Consider the following 13,408-nt stretch of genomic DNA (forward strand, 5'->3'; position numbering starts at 1 on the left):
CAACAACGCTTTTACTCTAAATTATTTGCATCTGTATATTTTTTTTTCTGTGATGCAGCTATCAGATTTATTAATCGAGTGGATGTTTTAAGCGGCATTCATAAACTAGCTTCGCTCGGTTATTCACTCTCTCTGTGATTATTCATTCACAATTTGTTTTTTAGCGGTGTTCATGAACTCATTTACTCATGCTTCCGCTTATCCCGGACAACCTTTCCTTTGTCTGTAATAAAGATAAAACGATAATTTGGAAAATTTTGGATTAATTTTTTTCCTTCTTTTTCACCAAGTACCATAATGGAAGTGCTCAGCGCATTGGCTATTTCTGCCGACGGGCCATAGATTGTCACCGAAGTCAGTCCCGTAGCTGGGTATCCGCTGATGGGATTAATAATATGGGAATAACGTTTTCCATTGATTTCGGCATATTTTTCATAGCTGCCTGAGGTAGCGACTGCCATTTCATTTAGACGAAGAACCTGGACCATCTGATGCGATTTGAAGGGGTTGTTCACCCCAATCTTCCAGGGCTCACCATTTGGTTGGCTACCCCAGGTAGATAGATCCCCGGAAGCATTGACGATTCCGGCAGTGATTCCACGGGCTTTCATGATCTCCCGTCCCCGATCGGCGGCATAGCCCTTCCCGATCGAGCCAAAGCCAATCTTCATGCCCGGAAGTGCCAAGAAAATAGTCGAAGCAGCACTATCCAAAACAATATGTTTATAGCCAACTTTGGCAACCGAATTTCTGATCGCATCCTCAGAAGGCATTGTATCCATGCTGCCATCAAACTTCCATATTTTATCTAAAGCGACAATGCTAATATCAAAGGCTCCTTGTGAATTCCAGCTGTATTGAATTGCCCTTTTAGTCAGGTCAAATACTTCCCGATCAACTTTAACAGGTTTAATCCCGGCATTGCGGTTGACCTCCGAAATCTGCGTATATGGACGCCACTCCGAAATCAGGTTTTCGATACGTTCAATCTCTGCGATGACTTCGACAATATGCTGGTTGGCCTTTACGCTATCCTGATCAACTAGGGTGATCTCAAAAACAGAGCCCATAAGGGTCACCTGTTTTTTGAGCAATACCTGTGAAAAACCGTTAACGGCGGCTATCAACCAAAATACTGAAATCAGTAGATACTGCTTATAATAATCCATTACAAATTGTTATAACAAATAAAAATATAAGATTGTGAACCTTTTCAGGCAAAGTTCAAAATCAAAACCAAATAACGACTATGCTCTTCCAAGTGTCCAACAACATAACGGTTACAGGCGATTCTGCAGCTTATCCTCATGCGATTACACACCATATAATTTGTTCCATACCCGAATCTAGTAACAATCTGTCAGGACCTGACCATTTTCTTTGTAGATGTTGATCGATTTGCCTGTACTTACCAGCAGTATCTCGTTTAAAGTTGCTTCGACATCCTGTTGCATACGAAGTGAACCACACAATAGGATACAGCCCTGCTGTTCGAGCAATTCGATAAAGTACTTACCGTCCTGACGGATCAGATCCATCACATACTGCCCCTGCTGTTCCCGTGAAAAAGCCAGCTGTACATCGTTCAGCTGTCCCAGTTTTTTTTGTACGTCGGTAAATTCCAGATATTGTGCTGTGATCTCATTGTTCTTGCGGAAGCCTGCATAGAGTTTGACGGGTATTTTATGCTGATTTTCCGCAATCATACCCAAAAACGGTGCAATACCGGTTCCATTTGCAATCAACGCCACAGCAGGTGCTGTCTTGGGAAAATGAAAACTTGGATTGGCCATGACACGCGCTTCCAGAACCTGATCAGCTTTTAGTTGGTATAGAAAACCCGAACCAAAGCCATCAGGAAATAGCTTGACGACCAATTGAACCATTCCATCCTTGCATCCAATGGAATAGAAACGTTCCCGTTGATCCTGTGCTGGATAGATGGCCAACAAATCTCCGGACTGTACTTTCATTTTTCCAAGTGGCTTTAATAAAAGTGTAAAGGTACTGTTGCTCTCCGAAACAGTTGATCGGGCAATCACTTTAAATTTCTTCAATCCAACCACTTTGGAGCTGTATATCGCTGGAGCAGAAGCTAAGGCAATATTGCTTTGTTCACTCCAATGATGTACCCATGAAATCAGTTCATCAACACTTTTGTCATTGACCGTATGTAGGTCTATCAGTCGGGAGGCCCATACTTGCTGACTGAGCAACTTGTCTATCGCATACGCATAGGCACAAAAATCAGGGTACGCTTTCGATCCAAAACCGAGAACAGAGAAATTAATCGACTGCTGCTGTGGATAGGCCAATAGCTTTTTCTCAAACTGAGTCGCATTGGAAGGCGCTGTTCCTAGACCGTAGGTGGACGTAAACAGCAAAAGATGTTTTGCTTTTGGAAAATACTGATAGTGGTTCATCCCGAGCAAAAGTGATTTTTTACCATCAGCCAATAGCTGTTTGTGAATCTGATTGGCAAAAAACAAAGTACTCCCATTTTCAGTACCTACCAGAATAACAATTTCGGCGTCAGCTGCCTTATACTTATTCTTAATCTTTGTTCGCGTACGTTTGAAGGTAATGACAAAACCCGTATAAATAAAAAACACAATATTCAGTGATGCAAGCCCCAAAATGATGGCCCATATCATATTGGTTTTACCGGTGTGAAGATCGAGCGAAAATTGTTCTGCAAGTGCAGTAAAGGGATACTTGACTTCTTTATGTACGGCACCATTCAATTGATTTACTGTCAACTCCCGGTCTTTCAGTTTGAGGACATAATATTCGTCAGGATCTCCTTCCATAAAAGGGAACTCCACCTTCACGACATCGTTAAGTTTCGTTTTTTTAAAGATCGAAAAATCTGCTATCGCCAGCTCCTCGGTCTCATTTTCCTTCACCGGATATTCAACCGTTTGATTTGTCTTCTTTAACAGTTCGATTCGGACCATAAATAAATAGGTCCCTGTCAAAGCCAAAATTAAAATGGGTATCAGAAACAACCGCCCTGAAACAACATGAAAATACTGTGCGAAGAAATCCCGATTGATCTTAGCAAAGAAATGTCGAACGCCCTGTTGACGTTTGATAATCAACACCAAACCTGAGATAGTAATCAAAAATAGTAGAAAAGAAGCGATGCCGATAATGATTCGGCCTGTTACCTTTAAGAATAAGGAACGATGCAGTGCTGTAGTCCATTGAACAAACTGTGTTTTGTTCTTTTGTGCACCCAGATATTTGCCGGTTTGCGGGTCAATATACCCTTTTACAGTATTTCCCTCAGCATCTATGGCGTCAATGCTCACAAATTGATTGTGGTCGACCGAAATTTCAATAATTTCAGGATAAACCTTTCGCAGACCGGTAATGGTCTGCGAAAGATCCAAAGAACCTATATTTTCTATTCGATAGGGTGGCATTTTTTCATTGACGGCGTCAATAGCCAAAATTACTCCCGTGACCGATAATAATAGTAAAAAAACAGAAGAAACAAGAGCTAAGGCTAAATGTGCATACCTCCAGACAGATACCAACATTTTTTCTTATTGTACTTTATTTAATTTGACAAGCTTAATGTATCCCTTACCATTTGCTTTTTCAGTAATAGCCTCTTTTGTTAATGGGATCTCTACATCTGAAGTATGATATTTTTGCTCTTCGACAGCGGATTCAAAGCGAAGTTTATACCCTTTGTTGAATTTAGACTCATCAATTTCCAAAGTACGCATCGCACGGTCACCGCCACCAACAGAAGCACCGGTCACTGCGCTCAGTTTTTCTTTGGTTTTAGCCTGAAATTTATACCACTCTTTCAATGTATTATACCATTGTTTATCTGGCCCCAATACAGCAAGTGTTTTTTCGTATGCTCCCTTCGGGTTTATGAGTGAAATAACGACATAAGCTCCTTCTCCTTGATAGGCGTTCATTTGGATCATACATTTATACTTACCCGTTTGGGCAAATGTGCTGACAGAAACTGCAGAAAACAAAAGTGTGATTAGCGCGATTTTAATTATAGTATTCATCTTATTATTTTAAAAAGTCCAACTGTACATTTCCTTTTGACAAAAAGTCATTTTCTTTAGCCAAATCGTATGCGGTTTCATCAAATTCGGTTTTCAGTTCTTTATTTGCTCCTAAAGCGACCAATCTCTTCAATAATGAATCGTCTTTCGCAATCAAAGCAGCTTTATGTAGTGCGGTGGTTCCGTCTTTATCCTGTGCATTGATATCTACCCCCAATTCGCTTGCTTTCTGAATGAGGTTTGTGCTTTCCTTAGCGACAGCAAGATGATAAAGTGTACTACCATTTTTCTGGGGTGCGACAACATCCAATCCACCAGCTTTAAGCACAGCTAATTTTTCTTTAAAATCATCTATGTACGAGCTATTGGATTGCGCTCCTTGTTGCGGACGTCCATCTTGTGGGGCTTCCTTAAAAGAATTAAACCAGTAAACGGCTAAGTTATTACCGTCTTTATCCAACAATTTGGTATCAGCACCGTTTTTAATTAAGAGTGCTGCGACCTCAGCTGTACCATTACCCACTGCCTTGGTCAATGCGGATTCACCTTTCTCATTCACCGCATTCACATTTTTCGCTTTGGAGAGTAGCAGTTCCACTAATTTTGCGTCCTTGCCATTTGCCGCAACCATAAGGGCTGTATTGCCCTCGTTATCTGCTTTTGCAACATCAACCCCTTTTTCTAAAAAGTAATTGATCACCGCCATATCCGGGCGACGCACCAAGGCATGCAATAAAGTCGCACCGTCTTTATTAATGGCTTTAGGATCCAATTTTAGTTTCTCTACCAAATAGGTATACGTGTCCAAGCCATTTGAAACCTGTCTTGATCCTTGAGTAGCAAAAAATAATGCATTGTTTGTCGGTTTTACACCACGGGCAATAAACTTTTCGACCAAGGCCATGTTACCCAATTTTGCCGCATAATCTGTTACGGTACGCCCGTACTCATCTTTGTCTTGTATAGAAAGCCCCTTCTTGATAAAGTAATCTGTCAATGCAAGATCTTTATCAGCAGAAGCCGCCAACATCATTAACGTAGCTCCACCTTCATATTTTTGTTTAGGATCTACTCCAGCTTTAAATAAAGCCTCATAAACAGCGGTATTGGTATTTCCTGTCGACGCTGCATAGGCTACGATCGGGTAGCCATGGCTATCCTGATAGTTCACATCGGAACCTTTTGCAATGAGATAGTCCACCAATTCAGCATTACCACTTGAAGCCGCCCAATGCAGATAACTCCGGCTATGGTGTGTTTTCTTAGTGACACTATTTCCTTCTTGTTCGATCATGAATTTGACAACATCAGTCGGGGCTCCATTTAGGATTGCCATCGTTACAGGATCGAAAGATGCCGCATTTGGTTGTGAAGGACTATTTCCTTTTGTAATCTCTTCCTTAACGGTAGCCAAAGTAGGTTTACCTTTCCAAAACTCACCATTCATCAATGAATTTGTCTGTGCCTGGGCATAAGATGCCGCTAAAAGTAAAGCTGCTAAAAGTGTCTTTTTCATTAGAACGTATTTTTATTAATAATGAAGTCATCATGAACAATCGCTATCCCCTACCTTTTTGTGAATATCGTATGGCTCTTGCCAACCTCAGCTGGATTTAAATATTAAACCGAAGAACTAATATCTTATTTAAATTAATTCTAAATTACTGCAAATCTAAAAAATATTCTGATACTAAAAAATTAATACGGGCGAAATTTGCTTGGTATGCGTCACTTTGCTTTTTTATCCAAACGATAAACTCCACTTGCAAATCCAACAAAATTGTCTTAGTTTACGCTAACACTAAGGAAGCAACATCATGAATATGGTATCGTCCAATCTTTTTTCAATACGTTCTTTTGAAGGTAAACCAGCCCATAAACTCTTCTATACTATATTTAAACCTGAGAACCAAAAGGTACTAGGAACAATATTGATTGTTCATGGCATGCAGGAACATAGTGGGCGCTATCAAATGCTTACCGATCATCTGGCTAACCGTGGTTTTGCTGTACTCCTTTATGATCAGTTGGGGCATGGGAAAACGGCCGTGAATGCGGAAGGGTTGGGGTATTTTCAACAATCTGATCCAGCGGAACAACTTGTGCAGGACGCGTTAACAATGAGTACTGTATTACAGCAAAGCTACCCCAATCAACCGCATTTTATCTTGGGCCATTCCATGGGATCTTTTGTGACCCGATGTGCCTTACAACAAGCGGGAGATCGTTTTAAAGGGGCCATAATCGTGGGGACGGGCGGAAGACAAAAGGGATCCACAGCTTTTCGTACGCTATTGGCTGTACTGAATTCCCTTGCCCCCAAAAAACGCAGTAAATTAATCAACGGTATATTTGACAGGCGTAATAATTCCGGATTTAAGAATGAACCCAACCAAAACAATAGCAATTGGCTAAGTGTCAACAAAGCGAATCGCATGGCTTTTATTGAAGATCCACTATGCGGTGGTTTGTTTACCAACAATGGTTTTTATACGGTATTGAGTCTATCGCTACGAGCGACAGACAAAGAGCTGACAAAACGCATCCCAAAGGGTTTACCCCTATTGTTTATTAGCGGACAAGATGACCCTATTGGTGATTTCGGGAAGGGAGTGGAAGATACTGTCGCCCAATTGCGTACGCAGGGTCAGGCCGATATTACTTTAAAACTATATAAAGGCATGCGTCACGAAATACTCAACGAAGACTGCAGGGAAGATGTCTTTCAATTCATTGATCAATGGCTAGAGCAGCATCTAAGCTAATTGTAGCCAAGTAGTTGGGCTAAACAATTGCTGTGACTCTAGCATCTCATCTAGTAGAGATAAAATAGCCCTTAGCAGTAGTAATCCAATTTCCGTCAAAATGTTAATCAAAACTATTTAAAGACAGGTGCGACCTTTTCCACAACGCTACTTGTCTCCCACTCAATCGTAGGCCAATCTTCTTTCCAGATTACCCTATCCAGCAATAGCATGCGGCGATTTCCCCCGGTAGAAACACGTGGCCTTTTGGGGTCTATGGCATGATAAAGCAACCAATCGTTGCCTTGATCATCGGTTATAATCCGGGAAGTATGCCCTGTGCCCACAAATTTATCATTTCCTTTCAGTAATAATGTTCCGCTTCCTCTTTGTGTCAAATCACGGCCTTCCTGATCCAGATAAGGGCCCTGCAATTTTTTTGATCGGCCAACGAGGACATGATAAGTACTTTTTTCGCCTTCGCAACACGATCCTTTTGAACCGATAAAGTAATAATAGCCTTTTCTCTTATGGATGACCACAGCTTCAAAATCACCAGCTGCAACCTTAAATTTCTTTTTAAGATCGGGGATTTGCGTTCCATCATTATTTAAAGGAATACCAAAAGTCCCCTGCGTAGTGGCATCGCTAAAACTTCCCCAGAAGAGGTAGTTCCGGTTATTTTCCCTGAAAAAATAGGGGTCTATCGAATTGGGTACATCGATCGATTTACTATCGAACAGTTTGCCCTGATCCACGAATGGCCCCTCAGGTTTGTCCGCTAGGGCCACCCCAATACCGGGATTAGGATCGCCCCAAGTGGAGTAAGCATAGTACATTATATATTTCCCATTCAATAACACCACATCTGGCGCCCAAATCCCACCTTCCGGCTTCCAGTTGGGCTTGGCTGAAAATGCCGTTCCGATCCAGGTCCAATGTACTAGATCTTTTGACTGCAAAATAGAAACTAAACGCTGTCCCTTGCCATCGCCCCAATTATCAGCTGTTCCATAAGCATAAAATAATTTATTCTTTGGATTACGTACCACTGTAGGGTCTGCGAGTATCGGTTCAAAGACAGGATTTATATACGTTGTGTTTTTTACGGAAGACCGCGTGGTCTGAACAGGTTGTGTAACTGAACCTGAAGAACTTCTACAGGAGTTCAACAGGCTCAGGATTACCACTACGCCACTCCAATATTTTAACGAGTTCGACTGCAGCATTTTATCAATTTTATGTTATCCAGATGCTTTCCTATCCTTGTATCCGAAAAAATTATATGAAAGCCGTCACAATTTCCATTCATGATGTTCCTTTAAGACTATTTCGTTGGCGCATGATAGAGGGCCTGGTGGGCAGCGTTTAATTCTGTTTCAGGCATTTTAATGACTTTACGATCATACGTCATCAAACCATTGGTTTCCACCTCCACATCTGTCGTCTGTGTATAAACGCCTGCCGACAGCCCCATAGGAATCAGTCTTGTCAAATCACGGATCAATTGTTTATACCGTTCGAGCAGTTCGGTTTTATTTTTGAAACTCTGGTAGCCCCAGTTGTCTTTTTGTTGCCAGGAATGACCATCTACGGGAAGTCCCAAGCCTCCAAATTCACCTAATGCCAATACCTGATTTGCGCCAAACAATTTTGGATCCGGCATTGCCGCATCTGGGTAGTTGTGTATATCCAGTATATGGCCGGTTTCCATAAAATTACCGCCGCTGGCACTGTTTACCAAACGGGATGGATCATTGGCCATCGTCCATTCGGTGATTTCTTTTGTCTTAAATTGTCCCCAGGCTTCATTAAAAGGCACCCAAATCACAATGCTCGGGTAATTATGCAAAACCTCCATGATGGTTTTCCATTCCTTTCTATAATATCCTTCAGACTCTGCTGAACGCACCTTATCCCGATTTCCGCCAGATATTTTCCCAGGTTGCATGTCCCAATGATTTCCCCCGAGATCGCCGCTTGGCATATCTTGCCAGACAAGCATACCAATGCTATCACAGTAGCGATACCACCGTGCGGGTTCAACTTTAATGTGCTTACGGATCATATTGAAACCCATTTCCTTTGTCTTGATTACATCAAACTTTAGGGCTTCATCCGTAGGTGCTGTATGCAAGCCATCGGGCCACCAGCCTTGATCAAGTGGTCCATACTGAAATGTAAACTTATTGTTCAATAGGAGTCTTTGTATCCCGTTTTCATCTTTTCCCATTGAAATTTTACGCATCGCGAAATAGCTTTTTGCTTGGTCAATGACCTTCCCTTTGCGGACTAACTGAATTTCCAAATCGTAAAGCTTCGGATTATTGGGCGACCAGGCTTCCAAATTCGGAACGGAAAGCTCGAAAGCTGCATTTGGTTGTCCCACCTGTTCTTTAATGACTTGAGTTCCGTTTAGTGCCCGCACTTTAATTTCATCACCGGCCTGACTACCTGCCACTGTCGCCTGGAAGGCAAGTATCCCTTCATCCAAACGCGGTGTCTGTTTTGTTGTCACGATATAAGATGATGGCACACTTTCCAGCCACACCGTTTGCCATATGCCGGTAACCGGCGTATACCAAATGCCATTCGGACGATTGACCTGCTTACCTCTTGGTTGTGGCCCCTCATCTGTCGGATCCCATACACGTATCGCGATTTCCTGTTTAGTTCCTTTTCTGAGAAAACGGGTCACGTCCATCGAAAAAGGGTCAAAACCGCCTTCATGTCTACCGACCAATTGATTATTTACATATACATCGCATTGCCAGTCCACAGCGCCAAAATGGAGCAAAACATTATTTTTGTTGACCGACTTATCCAAGGTAATCGTGTTGGTATACCATAATGCTTTATCTTTACCAACTTCCTTACCAACCCCTGAAAGTGCAGATTCTACCGCAAAAGGCACTAGGATATTTCCGTCCCACTGTTGGGGAATTTCTTTTGCATTTACTGGAGTAATGGCATATTTCCATAAGCCGTTTAAATTTTGCCAGTTATTTGTCCGCACCAGTTGTGGTCTCGGATATTCTGGATGTGGTTTCTGTGCAGTCACTTTTTCACCCCAGGAGGTCAATATGTGATCGCCTACCGGCTTCCATTCCTGCGCAAGATTCAATTGTGCAGCCATCATCAGACTGGCAAAAAATAAGGTTTTCTTCATCATAAAAAAATCGTTATATCATTTATATCTTTAATTACTTTACTGTCGGAAATGCTGCTATACGCAAACGGGCAGCCCCCATTGGAATCAATTCGACTTGTTGAACTGCTGCCTGACTTTCCACTGGGCTCAATGGCAATACACCGGTCAATCCATTTTCATCTATTTTCCAGCCATCAATTCGTTTCGCTTTTACCAAAATGGAAATAGGTACCGCATCCGCTTCAAATGGAAAGGCATCTTTTGGCCACGCCCGTTTGACAACTTTCAATTGATCTGGAGCAAGCAATTCATTTTGGACAAGGCCATAATTCCAATCACTTGCCGGGAGGATCTCATACGAAGGCCATTTGGTCGGGTCAGCGGTTTCCTGCCATTTTGAATCACCAATAGCCGAAGCTTTACTATCCTTTTTCACGTAATTCTCCTTAATCTTCAAGGCATAAGTCAATGGCCCCCGTTGGATGCTAACCGCATTTTTATTTGCCGTCCAGGTATTCAACTCAATGGACATCGGCAACAATAGTTCCACCTGATCTCCATCTTTCCATTTTCGGTCAATCCGGATGTACTTTGCACCTGGCTCAACGGTCTGTGCCTTTCCATTAATTTTGACCTGTGCCTGTTTTGCCCAGGCAGGAATCCGCAAGTAGAACGGAAAATCAGCTGCCTTTCCATTCGTTCCTATTGTAAAGCGAATAGATTCTTCGAATGGATAATTGGAGGCTTGTTTAATCTGAATCTTTTGATTGTCCCCGACCTTGATATCTGCATGGGATGCAGCATAAAGTACTGCGGCAACGCCATTATCGTTTGTTGCCATATACAGATGCTCTGCATAATATGGCCATCCTTGACTATGATTATGTTGGCAACAGCGTGAACTAAAAGGGTTCATCATCAAAAATGGACCGTTGTTATCAATGCCCGGAGCATGATTATGACTATCGCTAATGCTCATATTTGGGCTAGTGATATAACGTAGCGCTTTGAAATCAGCTGTTACCGCTGCCGGATACGTATTGAAGGCCACCTCTTCCGCGTGATCTGCCCAAAATGGATCTCCGGTTATTCCAAGGAGAATTTCATTTGAGGCCATCTGTTCGACCATGCCACAAGTTTCGACTCCTTGCCGCGGGTCGGTATACCCCGGACGGGCATTTTCATCGGCGCCGAACATTCCGCCCGGCACTTGACCAAATACTTGTCTGACAAAATGAAAATTATTGTAAGTCGCCTTCAGATCTTCAGCAGACTGACTTTTGAGATAATAAGTCGCCGGCTCCCTGAAACATTGTGCAACATTGACATTGTGCCAGTTGGGCAAGTCATCTTTTTGCCGCCAGTTGGCTGTGTTACGATGGATTTTATCTGCAAGGCCCATCAACCATTCGTTCCCTTGGGTCCGATTATAAAGCCAATAGACTGATAATAAATTATCCCCACCACGACTATTCTCCCAATAGTCTTTTAGAAAAAAGCTATCCGGTAAATTTGACTGCCATTTAAAGTAGTTGGTCATTAGGGTTAGCACACGTTGATCAGAGCTATATTCATAATAGGATTGTAAGCACCATAACATAATCATATTACCCCATAGGTCAGGTTTATTGTTGCGCAAGATCAGGGGACCAAAGTAGCCATCAGGCCGTTGGCTCTTGATTGCTGCTTCCAACCATATTTTTGATTCGGCTATTATTTTAGGGTCTTTCAGAATATACCCCAGATTTGCATAACCTTTCAGCCAATAGGGGACTTCCTCCCAACCGTAATCACCTTTCCCATTGGAGCTCAACCATGCATTATTTTTCTTTGATAACCAGGCACTAATTTCACCAAGATGCCCCGTAAGACCATCTTTCTGCAGCTCCAGGTATTTGCCTAACCAGCCTTCCGGAACAATACTTCCTACAGGTAGCTTCAGCAGGGCGTTCTGTTTTAACGGCAGGCGGTTGTTAATATAGTTTAGATTTTTACCCTCAACCGGTAGTTGATCAACGGCGACTACTGCATTGCTCTGCGCAGAACTTAAAAAACAAATTCCAATGAAATAAGATAATAGACCTATTTTTTTTGTCATTATTGGCTTGATTAGTTTTATAACTGATTATCCAAAAATAAGATTTAATCAATGAGTTGGACGATTGATTTTTCTCAAAAGACTGCCTATTTGTATCAAAAGAAGAAAGCACATCCCCATAGGGATGTACTTCCAAAACCAATCATTATTAATCTATACTATTTTATTGAAAAACGATACAGGGATTTCGTTTGATAGACCTGCCCAGGACTTACAATTGTTGTTGGAAAGTTGGGTTGATTTGGCGCATCCGGAAAATGCTGTGGTTCTAAACAGAACGCTGTCCGAAAAGAATCTTTTTTTCCATTTTTTAACTGCACTTGCTCATTCATAAAGTTGCCGCTGTAGAATTGAATCCCCGGTTCGGTGGTCAAAATATCCATGATAATACCAGACTTATCTCCCACGACCTGTGCGGCTTTATACCACTCGCCTTCTTTCTCCTTGCTCAACACAAAATTATGGTCATATCCTTTTCCATAGGTAAGCTGCCTATCTGTGGCATTGATATCTTTTCCAATAGTCTTGGGAGAGGTAAAGTCAAACGCTGTTCCTTTTACTTCGGCCAATTGTCCTGTAGGTATCAAGGTACTGTCGACGGGGGTATATTGATTGGCAAACAATTGAAGCTGGTGGTCCAGAATCGTTCCGCTGCCCTCGCCATTCAAGTTAAAATAAGCATGATTTGTTAAATTAATCACTGTCTTTTTATCAGTTTCAGCTCGGTAAGCGATCATCAATTCATTCTTGTCATTGAGCGTATAAGTAACTTCCATCTGAATGTTGCCCGGAAATCCTTCCTGTCCATCCGGCAAGGTATACGCAAAAGTAAGGGACGACCGATCAGCTTTCTTTAAGGTCCAATGCGCAAAATGTACGCCTTTGAAACCACCGTGTAATGTATTCGGTCCATTATTGACAGCCAGCGTATAGTTCTTGTCATCCAGCTTAAATTGCCCTTTTGCAATACGATTGCCGAAAGGTCCCACGATTGTTCCAAAAAATGGTTCTTTGGGATTATTATAATCACTGGCCTTAGAAAATCCCAAGACAACATCACACAATTTACCTTCCTTATCCGGTACCCATAAACCAACAACGCGGGCTCCAAAATTAGTAAAATAGGCCTGTACACCGTTTTTGTTAGTCAATTCATATAGATGGACTTTTTTTGTATCGATTGTCGCGCTGAATGATGAAGTGTCCATTAAGGCTGCTACCGTGTCTTTTGAAGCCGTTTTTGAACTATTCATTTGTTGACAGGACAGACAACAATAGGTAAGTAAACCGGAAATACCCAGCACCATCAATTTTCCTTTCATTTCTTATGATTTAAACAGTTTATAATCTTTGTTGAATAACAAATGCGTTGTTATCC

The 13,408-nt window shown here is 41.9% G+C and carries 9 protein-coding genes; 1 reads left to right on the top strand and 8 read right to left on the bottom strand.

The genetic code is table 11. From position 1 onward, the window contains the following. Window positions 1–182 precede the first annotated feature (182 nt). From DCO56_RS03845 to DCO56_RS03860, 4 genes are all read right to left on the bottom strand, one after another. A complete protein-coding gene (locus tag DCO56_RS03845; protein ID WP_206531908.1) occupies window positions 183–1,169 on the bottom strand; it encodes an FAD:protein FMN transferase in 987 nt (328 codons plus the stop codon). Between the two features lie 177 nt (window positions 1,170–1,346). After that, the gene (locus DCO56_RS03850) at window positions 1,347–3,545 is read right to left on the bottom strand and encodes a PepSY domain-containing protein (RefSeq protein WP_108632400.1); all 2,199 of its coding nucleotides are present in this window, start codon (window positions 3,543–3,545) and stop codon (window positions 1,347–1,349) included. A 6-nt stretch (window positions 3,546–3,551) separates the two neighbouring features. Further along, window positions 3,552–4,037: a DUF2271 domain-containing protein gene (locus tag DCO56_RS03855; protein WP_108632401.1), complete on the bottom strand. Its 486-nt coding sequence runs from the start codon at window positions 4,035–4,037 to the stop codon at window positions 3,552–3,554. 4 nt (window positions 4,038–4,041) lie between these two features. Continuing rightward, window positions 4,042–5,553 carry an ankyrin repeat domain-containing protein gene (locus DCO56_RS03860; RefSeq protein ID WP_108632402.1) on the bottom strand — a complete coding sequence of 504 codons (1,512 nt, stop codon included), beginning with the start codon at window positions 5,551–5,553 and terminating at the stop codon, window positions 4,042–4,044. Window positions 5,554–5,854: 301 nt separating this feature from the next. On the opposite strand from DCO56_RS03860, the gene DCO56_RS03865 reads away from it, so the two are divergent. Beyond that, the gene (locus tag DCO56_RS03865) at window positions 5,855–6,802 is read left to right on the top strand and encodes an alpha/beta fold hydrolase (RefSeq protein ID WP_108632403.1); all 948 of its coding nucleotides are present in this window, start codon (window positions 5,855–5,857) and stop codon (window positions 6,800–6,802) included. Window positions 6,803–6,915: 113 nt separating this feature from the next. Here DCO56_RS03865 and DCO56_RS03870 read toward each other — a convergent pair whose 3' ends face one another. The 4 genes from DCO56_RS03870 to DCO56_RS03885 all read right to left on the bottom strand — a co-directional run bounded on the left by DCO56_RS03870 (window position 6,916) and on the right by DCO56_RS03885 (window position 13,352). Continuing rightward, window positions 6,916–8,010: a family 43 glycosylhydrolase gene (locus tag DCO56_RS03870; protein ID WP_108632404.1), complete on the bottom strand. Its 1,095-nt coding sequence runs from the start codon at window positions 8,008–8,010 to the stop codon at window positions 6,916–6,918. A gap of 98 nt (window positions 8,011–8,108) precedes the next feature. Beyond that, window positions 8,109–9,953: a glycoside hydrolase family 2 protein gene (locus DCO56_RS03875; RefSeq protein ID WP_241254962.1), complete on the bottom strand. Its 1,845-nt coding sequence runs from the start codon at window positions 9,951–9,953 to the stop codon at window positions 8,109–8,111. A gap of 31 nt (window positions 9,954–9,984) precedes the next feature. After that, on the bottom strand, window positions 9,985–12,030 hold the full coding sequence (locus DCO56_RS03880) for a beta-L-arabinofuranosidase domain-containing protein (RefSeq protein ID WP_108632406.1): 2,046 nt from the start codon (window positions 12,028–12,030) through the stop codon (window positions 9,985–9,987). A 158-nt stretch (window positions 12,031–12,188) separates the two neighbouring features. Next, window positions 12,189–13,352: an aldose epimerase family protein gene (locus DCO56_RS03885; RefSeq protein WP_245935769.1), complete on the bottom strand. Its 1,164-nt coding sequence runs from the start codon at window positions 13,350–13,352 to the stop codon at window positions 12,189–12,191. Between the last annotated feature and the right edge of the window lie 56 nt (window positions 13,353–13,408).

The organism is Sphingobacterium athyrii, assembly GCF_003071065.1.
In the GTDB taxonomy this organism is placed as follows: domain Bacteria; phylum Bacteroidota; class Bacteroidia; order Sphingobacteriales; family Sphingobacteriaceae; genus Sphingobacterium; species Sphingobacterium athyrii.